Here is an 18,661-nt window from a genome sequence, read left to right on the forward strand (position 1 = left end):
CATTGCCATGAGCGTGTCGCGCAACCTGTTAGTTGAACTTGATTCGTCGGAATTTCTTGACAATTTTCAGCGCAGTATCGATGAGTTCGACAGCGCCCGACTACCCCAGGAGCCACTCTCCAGGGAGGGCCTGCGGAAGCTGGTCGACCTGGGCATCTACCTGCCGGCGATCCCGCGCGAGTACGGCGGCCGGGAGAGCCACCAGGAGATGTGTGAGATCATCGAAATCATGTCCGAGCGCAACTTGCCCATGGGCATGTACACGATGATCGTGACCGTCCTCTTCCTCCGCAACGTGGCGGCCAGTGGTGATGACGTGTTGAAGAAAGAGGTCTTCGACGACTTCGCCAACAACCCCGTCATCGGCGGTCTCGCGTTCACCGAACCGAGCAGCGGCTCGAACCTCGCACGGATGCAGACCACTTACCACGACGAGGGTGACGCGTACCGGATCACCGGAACCAAGCACTGGCAGGCGTTCAGTGAGCAGGCGGACTGGTGGATCATCTGCGCCAAGCATCCGGAGCGCAAGGAGTTCGCCTACTTCGCCCACAAGCGCTCGGACGGCGGATTCGTGACCACCGAGGTCTACGACAGCCTGGGGCTGAAGAACCTCGGCTACGGACTGAACACCCTGGACCTGCGCGTACCCCGCCACCATCGGCTCACCAAGACCAGGGAGAGCCTGGGCGACGCCGCCGAGATCCTGTGCGGGTCCCGGTACAGCAAGGCCGCCATGGCCAGCGGATTCCTGCGCCGGCTGCACACGGAGGCCCTGCGTCAGGTCAGCACACGGAAGATCGGTGACGGCACTCTGCACGACATCGACTATGTGCGGTACAAAGTTGCGCGCATCAAGCAGAACTATGTCGTGTGCAACGCGCTGTACCGGCAACTGATGATGGCGGAGAACTACTACACCGACCTGGAAAACAGCATGTTCGCCTCACTGGCGACCAAGGTGCTGGCTTCCGAACTCATGCTGGAATCGGCTGTCGACTACCAGCAACTGTGCGGCGGCGAGGGATACCGGATGGGCGCGCCGGACAACATAGCCGCCTACGCCCTGCTCGATGCGCGCGTCTACACCGTTTTCGACGGAACGAACGACCTGCTGTGCCAGCATCTGGCCCATCTGTTCCTGAAGCATTTCCAGCAGTCCGGGCTGCGGTCTCCGCTGGAGTTCACCGGCCAGTTCGCTTATCTGGAAGACGCGTTCTTCCACCTCAGCGACATCAACCTCAGCTACCTCGCCGACGCGCCCTCCCAGGACAAGATCGTGATTCTGGGGCGCATCCTCTCCAGAATGTACGGAATCAGCATGCTGGAGAAGTCGTCCCGGTCGGCCGCGCCCTATACGCGGCTCGCGGTGGACGACGCCGACTACCCCAAGGCGATCGCCGTGCTGAAGAACGAGATCGTCGGCCTGCTCAACGAGTACGAGCTGACCGGCCGGCTCATCGGCACCCGGACGGCGTCGGATGCGATGCGTCCGCGCGCCGCCACGACGACCGCCGACTCCAAGGTGGGAATGCACTCGTGACCGGCGCGAACAACAAACGCAAGGTCGCGCTCATCGCGTTGGTGTTCGTCGTCATCTACGGATCAGGTTTTGTGGGCGGTCGCTACGGCCTGCCCTATGCGGAACCCTTCTATTACCTGGCCATCCGGTTCGGCGCAACCGCGGTGATCCTCCTGGCCCTCATCATGTGCTTAAGGGTCAGCTGGCCGCGCTCGGGCTATGTCCACCTCATCCTCAGCGGCATTCTGCTCCAGGGCGTGTTCTCCGTAGGGGTGTTCTACGCGCTCTACCACGGTATGACCCCCGCGGTCTCGGCACTGATCATCGCGCTGCAACCCATTCTGGTATGGCTGATGGTCTCCGTCGTGACCGCGAGAAAGATCCGGCCGCTGTCCGTAGTGGCCCTGATCGGCGGGCTGTTAGGTGTCGCCATCACGGTGTACCGGGGCCTGGAGTCGTCATCCGGGCTCACCGCGACGAATATCGCCTTTGGTGTTCTCGGCCTGGTGGGGCTGTCCACCGGACAGTTCTACTACCAGATGAAGAATCCCGGCGCGCACCTGCTGATCAATGGATTCGTTCAGTCCGGCTCGTCGGCCGTCGTCATGCTCATCGGCGGGCTGATCTTCGAGGAGGGCGTCATACGGTGGACGCCGGAACTCCTGCTGTCGGAACTGTGGATGTCGGTCGGTGTGTCGATCGGTGCGCTCAGCCTGCTGTTCGTCCTGATGCGTTCGGAGAGCGCGGACCGGGTGGCGTCGTACTTCTACGGCGTACCGATCGCCGCGGGACTGATCGCCTGGCCGGTACTGGGCCAGCGCCCGACCGTTTCGGAGATCGCCGGGTTCGCGGTCATCATGCTCTCGATCACCGTCTTCAATCGCAGCAGCACATCACCGCACGCCGAACCCGCTTCCACGGTGCCGCTCGACGACTCCGTGCCGGCGACGGAGCGCCCCTGAGCCCAGGGGCGCTCCCGGAAGCTCCACATGGCGGCTCGCCGCCGCAGGCAAGGCGCCTGACCGGCTCTCCGCCCGTCAGGCGCCTTTCACCTGGTCAGGCGTTTCGCACCGTCAGGAACCGTCCGCGACGCGCCGCTTGCGGTCCGGTGCTGAGCACCGCTGCCGCATGACGCACACTGGGGGCGCTTTCGCGCCAATGTGCGCAGGGTGAGGCAGCGGGGCCTTCCGTGCTGCATGTGGCTCTTCTAGGCTCCGGCGCCTGACGCGAGGCGTTGCCGACCGTAAGGGGCTCGGAATGGACCGTAGTGGCAGCGGATCTGGGGCCTGTGCCGGACGCCGCGGGGCGGGCGGGACGTCCGACACAGGCCCCGGCACACGGCGCGGCTTCCTCGGCGGGGCCGTGGGCGGTGCGCTGGCCCTCGGCACCGGGGCCGCTCTCGCCGGCGGAAGTGAGGCCGCCGCGGCCCCGCGTCGTACGGCCGGAAGGGCGGCGCGGACGGCCCGCCGGGTGGCCGTCCTCGGCGGCGGCGTGGCCGGTCTGACCGCCGCACACGAGCTCGCCGAACGCGGCTTCCAGGTCACCGTCTACGAGCGCAAACCGCACGGCCTCGGCGGCAAGGCCCGCAGTATGGACGTCCCGGGGAGCGCCCACGGCGGCCGCAAGCCGCTGCCCGGCGAACACGGCTTCCGCTTCATCCCGGGCATCTACCACAACCTCCCCGACACTCTGCGCCGCATCCCCTTCCCCGGCAACGCCAACGGCTGCCACGACAACCTGGTGGCCTCCACCGAGGTGATGCTGGCCCGCACCGGCGGCCGGGAGAATCTCCGCTTCCCCTTCGCGGTCGTCGGTACTCCCCCGCCGGTCCTGACCCCCGACGCGTTCACACGGATGCTCATCGGCCTGCTGGGCACCGCCGTGCACGCCCCGCCGCACGAGGTCGCCTACTTCGCCAACCGGCTGCTGGTCTACTTCACCAGCTGCGACGCCCGCCGCCGGGAGACCTGGGAGCGGGTGCCGTGGTGGACGTTCCTCAAGGCCGCGGAGATGTCGTACGACTACCAGCGGCTGCTGGCCATCGGCATCACCCGCAACATCGTGGCGACCAAGGCGGAGATCGCCAGCACCCGGACGGTGGCGTCCGTCATCGAGGCCTTCCTCTTCAACCTGCTGGGGCGGGGTGCGGACGGCCAGCCGGACCGGGTCCTGAACCTGCCCACCAACGAGGCGTGGATCGACCCGTGGGTGGCCCATCTGCGCTCCCTGGGCGTGGAGTTCAGGGTCGGCTGGTCGGTACGCGAGCTGAAATCGGCCGGCGGCCGGATCACCGGGGCGGTGGTGACGGACCCGGGGGGCGCGCGGCAGCTGATCACCGCGGACTACTTCGTCCAGGCGATGCCGGTCGAGCACGCCCGTAAGACCTGGAACGCCGCCCTACGGGCCGCCGATCCTCAACTGGCCCGCTGCGACCGGCTGCAGACGGACTGGATGACCGGCATCCAGTTCTATCTCACCGAGCCGACGCCGGTCATCCACGGCCATGTCAACCACGTGGACTCGCCCTGGGCGCTGACCGCCGTGAGCCAGGCCCAGTACTGGAAGGACCGGGACTTCCCCGCCGACTACGGGGACGGGGCGGTCGCCGACTGCCTGTCCGTGGACGTCTCCGAGTGGGACAAGCCGGGCATCCTCTACGGCAGGACGGCCAAGAAGTGCACGCGCGAGGAGGTCGCCCGCGAGGTGTGGGCGCAGATGAAGGCGGGGCTCAACGACAGCGGCACCGCGATACTGCGCGACGGCGCGCTGCATTCGTGGTTCCTGGACCCGGCCGTCGGCGGCCTGGGCACCCCGAACCCCACCAACGACGAGCAGTTGCTGATCCACCCCACCGGCACCTGGTTCAACCGGCCCACCGCCCGCACCGCCGTCCCCAACCTCTTCCTCGCCGGGGACTATGTGGCCGTCGACATCGACCTGGCGACGATGGAGGGCGCGAACGAAGCGGCAAGGCGGGCCGTGAACGCGCTGCTGGACGAGGCCGGATCCGGCGCCGAGCGCTGCGCGGTCCTGCGGCCCTACGAGGCACCGGAGTTCGCCCCCCTCAAATCCGACGACGCCAGGCGCCATCGCCTGGGCCTGCGCAACGCGTTCGACCTAGGCTGACCCCCATGACGAACCGGAGCATTGCCGTACTGGTCACCGCCCTGGTCGCGGGATCCCTGGTCACGGCCGTACCGAATCCGCGTGCGGAAGCCGCGGCGCCGGGCACCGGCGGTCCGCCGCCGTCGTCCGCCGCGCCTCCGGCACTGGGCGTCGATCTCGACACGGTGACGATCCCGGAGTTACAGGCACGTATGGCGGAGGGTTCGCTGACCTCGTCGGCACTGACCGCCGCCTACCTGTGGCGGATCACCACCATCGACCCCAGGGTCCACGCGGTGCTGCGCACCGATCCGACGGCTCTGCGCCAGGCCGCCGCCAGCGACACCAGGCATCGGCACGGCGACACCCTCGGCCCGCTCGACGGCGTACCCGTCCTGCTCAAGGACAACGTGAACACCCGCGACCTGCCGACGACGGCCGGGTCGACGGCACTGGCCGACAGCCCGCCGCACACTGACGCCGCCCTGGTGACCCGGCTGCGGGACGCGGGGGCGGTGATCCTCGGCAAGACCAATATGTCCGAGTGGGCGAACTTCCGTGCGGCGAAGCCGACGTCGGGGTGGTCGGCGGTGGGCGGGCAGACCAACAACCCCTATGTACTGGACCGGAATCCGTGCGGGTCCTCCTCCGGTTCGGCCGCCGCGATCGCCGCCTCGTTGGCGCAGGTGGCGATCGGCACCGAGACGGACGGCTCCATCGTGTGCCCGGCCGGGATGAACGGGGTGGTCGGCCACAAGCCCAGCCTCGGCCTCGTCAGCCAGGCCGGTGTGGTGCCGGTCTCCGCCGAGCAGGACACCGCGGGCCCCATGGCGCGCAGTGTGACCGACGCGGCGCTCACCCTGTCGGTGCTCAGCGGCACTTCGCGTCCCGGTGGCGCCGGCGCCCCCGGCGGCACCGGCGCGCCGGCCGGCCTCCCGGACGCCCTGGCGCACACCGGCGGGCTGCGCGGTCAGCGGATCGGGCTGTGGCGGCTGCCCTCGCTCGGGCCGGCGGTGGACGCCTTGATGACCCGAACCGCGGAGCGACTGCGTGCCGCGGGAGCCGAGGTCGTCGAGGTGACGCCCCCGCACCAGGAACGGCTCGCGGAACTCGAATTCCCCGCGCTGCTCAGCGAGTTCCAGCGGGACATCAACGCCTACCTCGCGACCCGCGAGGGGCCGCGGAACCTCGCCGGGCTGATCGAGTTCAACCGTACCCACCCGGCGGAGCGGACCTGCTTCGCGGGCCAGGAGCTGTTCGAGCGGGCCCTCGCCGCGCCTCCCACCACCGACCCCCGGTACCGGGCCATGCGCGCCGAGCTGACGTACCTCTCCCGGCGCTCCATCGACGCCACCATGGCCGCCCATCGGCTGGACGCCATCGCCTCACCGGCGAACCCGCCTGCCTGGACGACCGACTGCGCGCGGGGCGACAACGACGTGATCCCGTCCTCCACCCCCGCGGCCGTCGCCGGATACCCGTCGTTGTCGGTCCCCGCCGGGTTCGTGCACGAACTGCCCGTCGGCCTGCTGCTGATGGCCGGTGACCACCAGGACGCCGAGCTGCTGTCGCTGGGGGCCGCGGTGGAGCACCGGCTGAGCGCCCGGCGGGCACCGCGCTATCTGCCGTCGGTGGGACCCGACGGCTCCTGACCGCCGGCCGTGCGGCTGGACACGGTCCGGTCATCCCTTGAGCACTCCCAGCGGGACGAGGCGGGTGAGGTCGATGGCCGTCCGGCGCCGGCCCGCCATTCCGAGGCGTTCCTCGCTCAGCAGCGGGTAGACGGGCCAGTGCCACACGCGACACCCGCGCCTTCTCCCTCCTCCTCGGCTCGCCCATGGCCACCACCTGACGGCCTGCCCGACGGACGCCGAGGAGGCGCCGGCGCTCAGCCCCGCTTCTCGAACGGGCTCGGAACCGGGAAGTACCCCTCCAGGAAAGGCGATATCAGCGCGTCGGTGCGGGCCAGGTCCTCCTCGGTCGAGACCGTGTCGTTGATGCAGAACACGTCCATATCCCGGTTGGCCAGCAGCCGGTTGAGGCGGCGCGAGGTGTTCCGGTGCGCCAGATCCATGTACACGTAGCGCATGTCCGACGGTATCGCCCGGCCCTGGTGGTAGGCGTAGTAGTGGTGCAGCGACGAAGCGACGGACAGGTCGTCCGGGCTGCGGAAGCGGGCGGCGGCCGTGGCCCGGTGGCGTTCGGCGTAGCGCTCCTCCAGCTCGGCCAGCACGCTGCGGCGCAGGGCGTGCGGTACGTGCCGCATCTTCTGGGTGAGCGTCGTGGAGAAACCTTCCTCCATCAGCTCCCGGTTGTTCTTCGCGGCGGCGGCGACGGGCGGGTCGTCCGGGTGGTGCTCGCCGAGCGGAACCAGCGCCGGGGACAGGAAGAACTTCGTCAGCCCGTTGGAGAGGAAGAACGTCTGCGGGGTCAGCGGGCTGCCGAGGAAGACGTCGTCGTTGAAGTAGAGGAAGTGCTCCGACAGGCCGTCGATGTGGTGCAACTGGCTCTCGATGGCATGGGAGTTGAAGGTCGGGAGCACGCTGGGGTCGGAGAAGATCTCCTTGTGGCTGACCACGCGGATGCCCGGGTGGCCGGTGTCCAGCCAGTCGGGGGTCTGGTCGTCGGTGACGAGGTGGATGGCGCGCACCCACGGGGCGTACTGGTGGATCGAGCGCAGCGAGTACTTCAGCTCGTCCCGGCTGAGGTAGCGCGCGGCGTTGGTGGCTTCCTCGTGGTGGGCGCGGGGGCCCCCGGTCTCTTCCAGTGCCTGGGCCCGGCGCAGGGACCAGGCGGGGTCGCTGCCGTCGACCCAGGTGTAGACGACGTCTACGGGGAAGGGGATGTCCTGCGGCAGGCGGAGGGTGAACTCGGGGCGGGTGCGGACGGTGCGACGCGCCCGCGCGGATTCCCCGGTCCCGGTCCGGCCGGAGCGTCCGGCGTCCCCGAGCGGACCGACGAAGAGCTCGACGGGGGCCTCTGCCGCCGGCGCGTCCGCCGCCACCTCCGCGGTGACGTGGTTGCGGTGCGGGGCGGTGAGCACCGGCCCGTCCGGGCCCTCCTCACGGGACCAGTACTGGATGTCGCAGCCGTGATCCTGGCCGAGAACCAGGGAGCCGTCACCGTCGCGCGGGGTGCGGAACCAGGTGACCCGGATGACCGGCGCCTTCGCGATGTGGCGCCAGGACGAGGGAACGAAGCCCGGGAGGGGCTGCCCGGGCTCCTTGTCGCGGTTCACGGGGGCGACATAGCCGGGAATCCGCGCGCAGAGCGCGGCCAGTTCCCGCTGGACCTTCTCGCGGTCGGCGGCCGCGACGGCGACGATGGGGGCGGCTCCCAGCTCTCCGCGGACGCAGAAGTAGTCGATGCGGGCGGTTTCGAGAGCGGTGCAGATGAGGGCCAGGGCGTCGGCGCGCGCCCCGTGGAGGGTGGGCGCGGGGTCGGCCAGGGCGATGTGGGCCTTGCCGTCGACCAGGACGACGCGTGGCACGGACCGGTCCAGATGCCGGGCGTAGCGGCGCTGGAGCCGCTTGCCGCGCAGCCGCTGCCGCCGCTGCTGGAAGTCCAGGCTCTCGGCCATGTGCTGCATGAGAGCGCCACGGGTCTCCACGGACACCCGCCCCGCGATCGCCCGGCGAGCGCTCTCGGGGAGCAGTCGGCGGTACGCCTTGACCAGGCCGGACTTCTCCGGGTTGGCCCGCTGGGCGGAGGCAGAGGCCTGCTCCGTTGTCATGTTTGCAAACTCTCGGTTGTAGATCCCCACTGGTGCAGCGCTCGCGACGCGGTGGCCGCCTGGGCACGAGGCGGCTTGCGGCCGGTCTCCTCCCCCCTGCGGTCGGCAGCGCGCTCGGGGGTTCCCCAGCTCTGGGGTTCCCCACGCGACGCGCTCCCGACGGGCGCTTGCTCGTCTACGGGCGCACCGCAAGAAACACGACAGCAAGAAACACGCCGGCAAACAAAGCATGAACTATCTATCAGAGGTCATGAATTCGGGCAATCCGCTTTGCGGCGGTGACGGGCGGAGGAAACCGGACCAGGCGGGTGGGGGAAACGCGGCCGCGGCGACCGTCTGGGGCATACCTGGCGGGCAGGAATCCCGTGCGAGGGCACCGCACGGGCACCCGCGGGAGACCCTTCGTCGCATCTAGCGATGTGGGAAATATCATGGTCATCTTCCGTAAATTGCCTGTTCACCGCCTACGCTGTGACTCTTCCCGCAGGCTGCGGCACTCCTCCGCTTGGGAGCCGTTTACGCTGTTTGGGTGCATATCCAGACCACGACTCCCGGGAACCGGCGCGCCGCGTCCCCCCGCACGTCCGCGCTGAGCGGCGGGGCGGCCCGGTGACCGCGCCCCGGCACGCCCTGCGCGTGATCAAGAAGTCCGCGCGTATCGCGTTGCGGAGGGGCCCGGTCCGGAAGGTCGGCAACAGGGTCCGGCGCCGCGTCAGCACCGTGAGCGCGAGTGGCCGCGACACGCTCGTCGACTCCGTGTTCATGCCGGCCGCGCACGGCTCGGCGGCCCGCGTCCGGTACGCCGGCGTCCTCGACGGCCACACGCTCAACCTGCACGCCGTACTGCCCGACGAGGCACTGCCCGACGAGGCGGCGCCGGACACCGCTGTCCCCGCCTCCCTGGTCTTCGTCAACGGCGAGCGGCGAGTACGGACCGAGGCCCGGCTGCGCCGCGACGCCGCCGGCCGGCTGTGCGCAAGCGCGACCGTGCTGCTCGGTGCGGACATCGGCGGTCTCCCGGTCACCGAAGGACGCTGGCGGCTGGCCCTGGAACTGGCCGCCTCCCCCGCCACCGTCCGGCTGCGCCTGCTCGGCGACGGATCGCCCGCCCTCGCGGGACCCACCCGTGCCCGGACCACCTGCCCGCGCACCGGCCGCCGCCACCGTCTCGGAATCTCTCCGTCCGGCCAGCTGCGCCTGACCGTCGCCCCGCCGCTGCCCAGGGCCGAGGTCCTGCGGCTCGAGCACTCCTTCACCGGAGCGAGCCTGCTGTTCGCCACGTACGGGCCCGCGGGCCGGGGACCCGGCGACGGCGGCGCGCAGCCCGTCGTGGAGCTGGTCGAGCAAGAGCGGCGCCTGCTCCGGCGGCATGCGGCCGACCCCCTGCCCGGCGACGACGGGGCATGGCGGGTGGCCGTCCCGCTCGCGTCGATGGTGGACACCTCCGCCCGCCAGGTCTGGTCGTTCCGCCTCCCCCGCCCGTCCGGCGGCGGCAGGCCGCTGGACATCGGGCTCCGCGATCACGACCTGCGCGCGCCGCGCCGGGTGCTCACCCCGCCCCGGTTCACCGTGCGCGCGGAGGACGGCACGTTCGTCGTCGTCAAACCCCAGTACACCCGCCGCGGCGCACTCCAGCTGGTCTGCACCCCGCGCGAGACCAGCGCCCGCTGATCCACTCCCCGCCGTCCGGACCGCCGTACACCACTGAAGGCCACACGTGAAAATCACTTTCCTGCTGACCTCCGCCGACACGATGGGCGGTACGGAACGCGCCACCATGACGCTCGCCGAGCTGCTCGCCCGGCAGCACGAGGTGGAGATCCTGGGTGTCTTCCGTACGCGGGGCGAGTCGTTCTTCGACAGCGGCTCCGTGCGCGTACGCCACCTCGTCGACACCCGCGGCGGTCAGCAGCGTCCCCACGGCACTCCGGCCGGCGGGAGCGACCTGGCGGCGGCCCACCGCCGCCTGGCGGACGCGCCGAGCGAGCTGGTGCGCCCCGAGTGGGAGTCCGCCTTCAACCGGCTCTCCGACCTCGAGCTCGCCGAGGCCCTCCGCACGATCGACGCGGACGTGCTGGTCTCCACCACCCCGGCGCTGCTCGCCTACATGGCGCAGCTCGCCCCCTCCCACGTCCTCACGGTCCACCTCGACCACCGGGTGTCGGAGCTGCGCGGCCCCTCCGGTGAGCCGCTGCGGATGTACACCTCCGCGATCGACGCGCTGGTCTCGCTCACCGGGCGCACCCAGGACTGGTTCGCGGAGACGCTCGGCGCCTGCGCGCCCCGGCTGGCCACGATCGGCAACTCCCTGCCCGACGGCTTCCGTCCGCGCTCCACCCTGGAGAGCCGGACCGTGGTGCTGGGTGCGCGGCTGGCCGCCGAGAAGCAGATCGAGCACGCGATACGCGCGTTCGCCACCGTCGCCGCCGACCGCCCCCGCTGGAACCTGCGGGTCCTCGGCGACGGTCCGCGCATGCGGCCGCTGAAGAACCTCGCGGGCCAGCTCGGCGTCGCCGACCAGGTGCAGCTGGTCGGCAGCACCCCGAACATGCCCGAGGAGTGGGCCAAGGCGTCCGTCGCGATGCTCACCTCGCGCGTCGAGGCGTTCGGGCTGGTGCTGGTCGAGGCGCAGGCGGCCGGCGTGCCGGTCGTCGCGTACGACTGCCCCAACGGCCCCGGTGAGATCCTCACCGACGGCGAGGACGGCATCCTCGTCCCGCTCGGTGACGAGGGGGAGCTGGCCAACGCCCTGGCCCGGCTGATGGACGACGACGCTCTGCGCAAGGAGATGGGCGCGGCCGCGCTCAAGACCTCCGCGCAGTTCACCGACGGCGAGGTCACCCAGAAGTGGCACCAGCTGCTCGACGAGCTGGCCGCCTACCGGGCGAGCGGTGAGCGGGACGCCGCCAAGGCCCGGCGCCGGGTGCTTCAGGCCGCGGCCGACGCGGAGGGGGGCATCGCGAGCGCCGCCGTCCCCAAGGGCATCGACCGGGCGCAGTCCGATGTGGCCCACAAGGCGCACGAGGTGCGGATCGAGGCGGCCCGCCCGGACATCCGGCGGGCCGGCGGCCAGCTCGCCCTGATGCGCGAGGACACCACGCCCTTCGAGGTGATGCGGGACAACCTCGACCTCGCGGTGGACGTGCTGGAGTCCCTGGACGTCCCGTACCTGCTCACCCGTACCACCAGGCTGCGGCACACCATCGTGGTGGACGGCGAGCGGCGCGACGCGTTCCTGTCGGCGTGCGCCGAGCGGTACCACGACGAGCCGGTCTACATCGCCATGCTCAACGAGCGCGGTTCGGTGCTGCGTACCGTCCTCGCCGCGCTGGTCAACCCGGCCCTGGTGCCGTCCAGTTGTGCCGGCATGCGGATCTTCCGCCCCGTGCTCACCGGCGGTGGCCAGCTGCGCGTCAGCGGCGTCTACGGCTGTGACGTGATGTTCTGGCACGACACCCCCGAGGACGAGGAGACCGTCACCGTCTCCGGCGGCACGCGCTACGGCGCCACCCTGCCCCGCACCGTGCTGGCGCAGTCCGCCCGTACGAGCATCGGCGGACGCGCGTACCGCACCGTGGAGGCGTACACCAAGACGTTCGTCGACGAGGTCGACTTCCCCATCGACGTCGTCTACACCTGGGTGGACGGCACGGACCCCGACTGGCTGGCGCGCAAGGAGAAGGTCCAGGCGGAACACGGCATGCTCGCGGCCGAGTCCGCCGGCAACGCCGCACGCTTCCGCAGCCGCGACGAACTGCGGTACTCGCTGCGCTCGTTGGACATGCACGCGCCGTGGGTGCGCAACATCTACATCGTCGCCGACGACCAGACCCCCGACTGGCTGGACACCGACCACCCGCGGGTGCGGGTGGTAAGCCACCGGGAGGTCTTCGGCGACACCGGACGGCTGCCCTCGTTCAACTCGCATGCGATCGAGAGCCGGCTGCACCGTATCGAGGGCCTGTCGGAGCACTTCCTGTACTTCAACGACGATGTGTTCGTCGGCCGCCCGATGAAGCCCGAGTCCTTCTTCCACGGCAGCGGCGCGAGCAAGTGCTTCATGTCGCCCACCACCGTGCCGGCCGGCGACCCGTCGCAGGACAGCGATCTCGTCTTCGCCGCCGCCAAGAACAACCGGGCCCTGATCGAGAAGGAGTTCGGCAAGGTCCTCGCCAACACCTTCCTGCACGCGCCGCATCCGCTGCGCCGCAGCGTGCTCGAGGAGATCGAGGAGCGCTTCCCGGAGGAGACGGCGCGTACCGCGTCGGCCCAGTTCCGTGAGCGGAGCGATCTGGCGATCCCCTCGTCGCTGCACCACTGGTACGGGCTCTTCACCGGACGCACCATGCCCGGCGGCATCAGCTCGGCGTTCGTCAACGTCGGCCTGCGCGACCACCATGTCCGGCTGCACCGGCTGCTCGCGACGCGCTCCCACGACGTGTTCTGCATCAACGACTACCACGACGGTGATGTGCCGGAGGAGGAGCAGGCCGACGCGCTCGCCGTCTTCCTGGCGGGCTACTTCCCGGTGGCGTCGCAGTTCGAGAAGGGCTCGGTGCGCAACGCCCGGTACGCGCGCCAGGAGGGCTGACACGATGGCTTCACCCAGCAGGAGGACGGTGCTCGGCGCGCTGCTCGCGCTGGCCGCCGCGGGGTGCGCGTCGAGCGTCCCGGAGCAGCCGCGGTACGCCGCGGCCCCCGGCCCCCGGGCCGGGACGCCCGCCGAGCGGGACGGCACGTCGGGCGCCACCATCCTGCAGATCGTCGCCCATCCCGACGACGATCTCTACTTCATGAGCCCCGACCTGCCGCAGTCGGTCGACGCCAACGACCGTGTGGTGAGCGTGTACCTCACCAGCGGGGAGGCCAACGGCCGCAACAAGGTGCCGGGCAGCAAGGCGAAACCCGAGCAGGACTTCGCGGGCTACGCGGGATCCCGCCAGCAGGGCCTGCGCCAGGCCTACGCCCTCATGGCCACCGGAGACGGCCTCGCGCGGTGGAACCGCACCACGCTGGACCTCCCCGGCGGGCTGCGGGCCGAGGCGGACAGCCTGGCGGACCACCCCGGTGTCACGCTCGTCTTCCTCGGCCTCTCGCAGCACACCAAGGACCGCACCAGGACGACCGATGTAGGCCTGCCGGTCCTGTGGCGGGACCCCAAGGCCGTCGGTCTGACGCGCGTGGCCACGGGTTCCACCGTGCACGAAGAGCACAAGGTCACCCGCGCCACGGTGATCGACGCGCTCGCGGCCCTGCTCGACCGCTTCCGGCCCACTCTGGTGCGCACCATGGACCCGGACCCGGACATGCAGGTCCATGACGCGGGGCACCGCCGGCACCACGACCAGGCCGGCTACTCCGACCACCCGGACCACACCGCCGCCGCCCTGTTCACCTATGCGGCGCTGGAGCGCTACAAGGGCCCGGGCGCGGGGCGCCATTACGTGGTCACCGCGTATCGCGGCTACTACACCGAGCGCTGGCCGTTCAACCTCCCGGCGAGCGTCGTCCGCGCCAAGGCGGAGGTCCTCAACATCTATGGCGGATCACCGGACTTCGGCTGCGGTTCCGCCGCCGGCTGCGGCGACTACGACGTCGGCCGCGACCGCTCGTACAAGACGGGCTGGCTGCAGAGCACCACATACCGGTACCCGGGCACCACCACCTGGATGCAGCGGGGACCCGACAACCGCCTCACGGCCTTCGGCGTCCTCGACCAGCAGGCCGCGATGTGGACCGAGACCGCCCCGGGCAGCGGCCGCTGGAACGGTCCCCGCCTGCTCGGCGGGGGCACGCTCGTCCCGCATATCGCGGTGTCCCTGACCGGGGACGGCCGCTGGCAGCTGTTCGCCGAGCGCCTCTCCGGCCTCACCGCCGCCCCTCAGGGCAACCGGCGCGAGATCGTCGTTCTGGAACAGAAGAGCCCGGGCGGTTCCTTCGGCTCCTGGGTCTCCCTCGGGAACCCGGAGTCCGATCCCGTCCGCGGCCGCCGGGTGGGGGCGCCCGTCGTGGCGCGCAACGCCGACGGCAGCACCCAGGTCTTCGTACGCAACTGGGCCAAGGGCGTGAGCACGGCGCGGCAGAGCGCGGACGGTTCGTGGAGCACCTGGACGGACCTCGGTGGCGCCGAGGTCCAGGAAGGGCTCAGCGCCGTCACCGGCGCCGACGGCCGCGTCCATGTCGTGGGCGCCGGCCACAGGACGATCCACCACTGGGCCCAGGACCGTCCGAACGGACCGCTCACGCAGGCGTCCGTCACGGGGCTGCCGACCCCGGTCGATCCTCCCGTGCTCGTGGCCCGGCCGGGCGGTTCGCTGCTGCTGATGTACCGGCAGCAGAAGGAGGTCAAGCCCGTCGCGTACCGCCTCGAAGGACCGGACAGTACGTGGAAGCCGCTGGCATTGCCCCTCGGGGGACGCGGTCACGGCCCCATGGCGGCCGCCGCCGATCCGGCACACCGGGAACGTGCGGTGCTGGTGAGCCGCAACAACACCGGAAGCGTCAGCGTGTCGCCCCTGGGGCCGCAGGCCACCGCGCGATGGACGACGCTGGACGGCCGGATCGCGGGCCCGCCCGCCATCGCCGCCGACAGCCGGGGCCGCCTGGTCGTCGCCACGCTCACCCCCGAGGGCACGCTCCACAGCGCGGTGGCGCCGCTCCCCGGTCCACCGCCGCGTTAGGGACGGCCCGCCTGCCTCCGGGCAGCACATCGCACATGCCGGTACCGATCTCCACCGGTACGATTAACACTACGCTCCAATGCGACTACGGAGGGTGGTCGGCTATGGGTGGATGCGGTTCGGCGGTGGTGACCGGAGTCGGGGTGGCCCTGCCGGCGATCTCCTACAGTCAGGAGGAGTACACGCTGCTGGAGGGAGACGAATCCCGTCGGCGGCTCGTCGACCGGATCGCCGCGGCCTCCGGCATCGCACAGCGTCATGTGGCGGTGAGCCCTCTGGTCGAGGACGTCAAGAACTGGTCCACGGCCGCGCGGATGCGTCACTACCAGGAGGAGGCGCTTCCGCTCAGCAAGGACGCCGTGGCCTCGGCGCTGACCGCGACCCGTATCGATCCGGCCGACATCGGCCTGCTGTGCGTGACGTCCTCCACCGGGTACGCCGCCCCGGGGCTGGACACCCGGCTGGCCAGGGACGTGGGCATATCGCCGACGGTGGAGCGGCTCCTGGTGGGGCACATGGGGTGCGTGGGGGCGCTGCCCGCCCTGGCCGCGTGCGCCAACTTCGTCCGCACCCAGCGGCGTCCGGCCATGCTGGTGAACGCGGAACTGTCGTCGCTGCACCTGCAGCCGCCGCCCTGGGACACCTGCCAGCGGGTGGTGAACGCGCTGTTCGGCGACGCCGTCACGGCGACCGTCGTCCAGCCGGAGCGGTCCGCGGCCGTCGGCCACGGCCTGGAGGTCGTGGACGTGGTCGCGCACACGGACACCGAGCACGAGGACTACATGTCGCTCACGGTCGGGGACCACGGCTTCCGGATGGACCTGTCCCCGCGGGTGCCCGATGTCCTCGAACGCTTTCTGCGGCCCATGGTGAGCGGTCTGCTGGCGCGTCACTCGCTCGGCCTCGCCGACGTCCGCTGGTGGGCGGTGCACCCGGGCGGACCACGCATCCTCGACGCCACCGAGAGCAGCCTCGGCCTGCCGCCCGAAGCCCTGGCCGCCTCCCGGCATGTACTGCGGGCGCACGGCAACTGCGCCTCCGCGGGGCTGCCGCTGGTGGTGCAGGAGCTGCAATGCCGGTCTCCGCTGCCGCCCGGGCACTACGGCGTGTCCCTGGCCTTCGGCCCCGGGCTGACCCTGTACGCGGTGCTGTTCCTGGGCGTCTGACCGCGCGCAGGGCACAGCGCCCCGAGTGGACCACAGGTACCGCCGTGTCCGACCCCGCCCACACCACCGCCGAAACCGAGCGCCGCTCCCCCGGCGCCGGGCCCGGGCAACGAGCCGACCGCTCGTGGCTCGCCGCGCTCGGACGCCTGCTGGTCCGCCGCCGGGTTCCCGTGCTCCTGGCCGTGCTGCTGGCCGTGGCGGCCGCGGTCCCGGTCGGCGGAGGAGTCGCCGACCGGCTGTCCAGCGGCGGCTTCACCGACCCGGCCGCCGAGTCGACGCAGGCCGAGACGTTCCTCGCCGACCGCTTCGGTTCGGGGGTGCCCAATCTCGTCCTGCTGGCCCGCGCCCCGGGGCCGGTCGACGATCCGCAGGCCGCGGCCGCCGGACGGGAGCTGACCCGGCGGCTCGCCGGGCAACGGGGCGTACTGTCGGCGGCGTCGTACTGGACGGTCCCGCGGACGTCCGCACCGCCGCTGAAGGCCCGCGACGCGCGCTCGGCGCTGGTGGTGCTGCGCCTGGGCGGTGACGAGGACAGGGTACGGGCCACCGCCCTGGAACTGGTCCCCCGCTTCACCGGCCGCCAAGGGGTGCTGCGGGTCTCCGCGACCGGGTCCGCGCAGGTCGCGGTGGAGGCCCAGGAACACAGCGAACGGGACCTCTTCCGCGCCGAGGCGTACGCGGCACCCGTCATCGCGGTCATCCTCATCTTCGTGTTCGGCAGCGCGGTGGCGGCCGGCCTGCCGCTGCTCATCGGGGTGTTCTCGATCCTGGGCACGTTCGTCGTGCTGCGTGTCCTGTCCGGGCTGACCCTGGTGTCCGTCTTCGCGATCAACATCACCACGGCGCTGGGGCTCGGGCTGGCCATCGACTACAGCCTGTTCATCGTCACCCGCTACCGGGAGGAGCTGGCACGCGGCCTCGGCACCGCCGACGCGGTCGCCCAGAGCCTCCGCACGGCAGGCCGCACCGTGCTGTTCTCCGCGCTGACGGTGGCCCTGTCGCTGTCGGCCCTGCTGGTCTTCCCGCTCTACTTCCTGCGCTCCTTCGCCTACGCGGGGGTGGCGGTGGTGGCGCTCGCGGCCTTCGCGGCCGTGGTCGTCCTGCCCGCGGTGCTCGGCGTACTCGGCCCCCGGGTCGACGCGTGGGACGTACGGCGGCTGTTCCGGCGCCGGACGGGACGAGCCGCCGGCAAGGAGCGGGCCGCCGGGCCGGGGCCGGCCGCCGGGCCGGGGCCGGCTGCCGGAACCGGACAAGGCGGCTTCTGGAGCCGGCTCGCCACCGCGGTCATGCGGCGCCCGGTGCTGTCCGCGGCCGGTGTGGTCACCCTGCTGGTGTTGCTCGGCCTCCCCTTCGCCCGGGTCTCCTTCGGCCTGGTCGACGACCGGGTCCTGCCCGCCGACGCGCCCGCGCACCGGACGGCGCAGTTCGTGCGCGAGGAGTTCGCGAGCCGGGCGGACTCCGCCCTGTCCGTGGTCCTGCCCACCGTCAGCGGCTCCGGCGAGCGGCAGCGGGTCGCCGCCTACGCCACCCGGCTGTCGGGGCTGCCGGGTGTGGCCCGGGTGGACACCGTCACGGGCTCCTACGCCGGAGGCCGGCCGGTGGCGGCCGGCTCCGCCGCCTCCGCCGCCTTCACCTCGGACGGGGCCACCTGGCTGTCGGTGGTGCCGTCCGTCGAGCCGTACTCCTCCGCCGGCGCCGATCTGGTGAAGCGGGTGCGGGCGGACAGCGCGCCGGGCGCGGTGCTCGTCGGCGGTGACGCCGCGGTGCTGAACGACACCCGCGACGCGCTCTCGGACCGGCTGCCGGAAGCCGCGCTGATCGTCGGCGGTACGACCGTGGTGCTGCTGTTCCTGTTCACCGGCAGCCTCCTGATCCCGGTCAAGGCCGTCGTGCTCAACCTGCTCAGCCTGACCGCGACCTTCGGCGCCATGGTGTACGTCTTCCAGGAAGGCCACCTGCGTGCCCTGGTCGGTGACTTCACGGTGACGGGCCTGGTGGACATCACCATGCCGGTGCTGATGTTCTGCGTCGCCTTCGGACTGTCCATGGACTACGAGGTGTTCCTGCTCTCGCGGATCAAGGAGGTGTACGCCGAGACCGGCGACAACACACAGGCCGTCGCCACCGGGCTGGAGCGGACCGGCCGCCTGGTCAGTGCCGCGGCCGCGCTGGTCGCCGTCGTGATGATCGCGCTGGGCACGTCGGGGATCACCTTCCTGAAGCTGCTGGGCGTGGGCCTGGCGCTGGCGGTGCTGCTGGACGCCACGCTGGTGCGCGGCGTGCTCGTACCGGCCGTGATGCGGCTCGCGGGGCGGGCCAACTGGTGGGCGCCGCCTCCGCTGCGCCGCCTGCACAGCAGGCTGGGGCTCACCGACGAGTGAACGCGGCCGCGCCACGACTGGCAGCCGTGATCCCGCCCGACGATGCTTGAGCATGCTGTACGGCGCGACGAAGC

Annotated in this window: 10 protein-coding genes; 9 read left to right on the top strand and 1 reads right to left on the bottom strand. The window is 71.3% G+C overall.

The window, feature by feature from the left end; translation table 11 throughout:
- Nucleotides 1–7: 7 nt before the first annotated feature.
- The 4 genes from ACFY12_RS27855 to ACFY12_RS27870 all read left to right on the top strand — a co-directional run bounded on the left by ACFY12_RS27855 (nt 8) and on the right by ACFY12_RS27870 (nt 6,279).
- Nucleotides 8–1,543 (top strand): acyl-CoA dehydrogenase family protein, encoded by a 1,536-nt coding sequence (locus ACFY12_RS27855; RefSeq protein ID WP_390718653.1) that lies wholly within the window; start codon nt 8–10, stop codon nt 1,541–1,543.
- Nucleotides 1,540–2,484: a DMT family transporter gene (locus ACFY12_RS27860; protein ID WP_390718654.1), complete on the top strand. Its 945-nt coding sequence runs from the start codon at nt 1,540–1,542 to the stop codon at nt 2,482–2,484. The genes ACFY12_RS27855 and ACFY12_RS27860 overlap by 4 nt, the downstream gene beginning before the upstream one ends.
- A 295-nt stretch (nt 2,485–2,779) precedes the next feature.
- Entirely contained in the window at nt 2,780–4,648 is a 1,869-nt protein-coding gene (locus tag ACFY12_RS27865; protein WP_390718655.1) for an FAD-dependent oxidoreductase, read from the top strand.
- A gap of 5 nt (nt 4,649–4,653) precedes the next feature.
- Nucleotides 4,654–6,279, top strand: coding sequence for an amidase (locus ACFY12_RS27870; RefSeq protein ID WP_390718656.1), 1,626 nt, complete (start codon nt 4,654–4,656; stop codon nt 6,277–6,279).
- A 236-nt stretch (nt 6,280–6,515) separates the two neighbouring features.
- Here the strand turns inward: ACFY12_RS27870 and ACFY12_RS27875 are convergent, their stop codons facing one another.
- The gene (locus ACFY12_RS27875; RefSeq protein WP_390718657.1) at nt 6,516–8,360 is read right to left on the bottom strand and encodes a stealth family protein; all 1,845 of its coding nucleotides are present in this window, start codon (nt 8,358–8,360) and stop codon (nt 6,516–6,518) included.
- 609 nt (nt 8,361–8,969) lie between these two features.
- Between ACFY12_RS27875 and ACFY12_RS27880 the strand changes: the two genes are divergently transcribed.
- From ACFY12_RS27880 to ACFY12_RS27900, 5 genes are all read left to right on the top strand, one after another.
- Nucleotides 8,970–10,031, top strand: coding sequence for a hypothetical protein (locus tag ACFY12_RS27880; RefSeq protein ID WP_390718658.1), 1,062 nt, complete (start codon nt 8,970–8,972; stop codon nt 10,029–10,031).
- Between the two features lie 46 nt (nt 10,032–10,077).
- Nucleotides 10,078–12,951 (top strand): stealth conserved region 3 domain-containing protein, encoded by a 2,874-nt coding sequence (locus ACFY12_RS27885; RefSeq protein ID WP_390718659.1) that lies wholly within the window; start codon nt 10,078–10,080, stop codon nt 12,949–12,951.
- A gap of 4 nt (nt 12,952–12,955) precedes the next feature.
- Nucleotides 12,956–15,040 carry a PIG-L family deacetylase gene (locus ACFY12_RS27890; protein ID WP_390718660.1) on the top strand — a complete coding sequence of 695 codons (2,085 nt, stop codon included), beginning with the start codon at nt 12,956–12,958 and terminating at the stop codon, nt 15,038–15,040.
- A gap of 104 nt (nt 15,041–15,144) precedes the next feature.
- Entirely contained in the window at nt 15,145–16,206 is a 1,062-nt protein-coding gene (locus ACFY12_RS27895) for a type III polyketide synthase (RefSeq protein WP_390718661.1), read from the top strand.
- A gap of 44 nt (nt 16,207–16,250) precedes the next feature.
- Entirely contained in the window at nt 16,251–18,587 is a 2,337-nt protein-coding gene (locus ACFY12_RS27900; protein ID WP_390718662.1) for an MMPL family transporter, read from the top strand.
- Nucleotides 18,588–18,661 lie beyond the last annotated feature (74 nt).

This window comes from Streptomyces sp. NPDC001339 (genome assembly GCF_042895955.1).
In the GTDB taxonomy this organism is placed as follows: domain Bacteria; phylum Actinomycetota; class Actinomycetes; order Streptomycetales; family Streptomycetaceae; genus Streptomyces.

Bases quoted from the DNA above. Each gene is read 5' to 3' on its own strand.
- ACFY12_RS27855 (WP_390718653.1), top strand. From the start codon at position 8: ATGAGCGTGTCGCGCAACCTGTTAGTTGAACTTGATTCGTCGGAATTT.
- ACFY12_RS27865 (WP_390718655.1), top strand. From the start codon at position 2,780: ATGGACCGTAGTGGCAGCGGATCTGGGGCCTGTGCCGGACGCCGCGGG.
- ACFY12_RS27870 (WP_390718656.1), top strand. From the start codon at position 4,654: ATGACGAACCGGAGCATTGCCGTACTGGTCACCGCCCTGGTCGCGGGA.
- ACFY12_RS27875 (WP_390718657.1), bottom strand. From the start codon at position 8,360: ATGACAACGGAGCAGGCCTCTGCCTCCGCCCAGCGGGCCAACCCGGAG.
- ACFY12_RS27890 (WP_390718660.1), top strand. From the start codon at position 12,956: ATGGCTTCACCCAGCAGGAGGACGGTGCTCGGCGCGCTGCTCGCGCTG.
- ACFY12_RS27895 (WP_390718661.1), top strand. From the start codon at position 15,145: ATGGGTGGATGCGGTTCGGCGGTGGTGACCGGAGTCGGGGTGGCCCTG.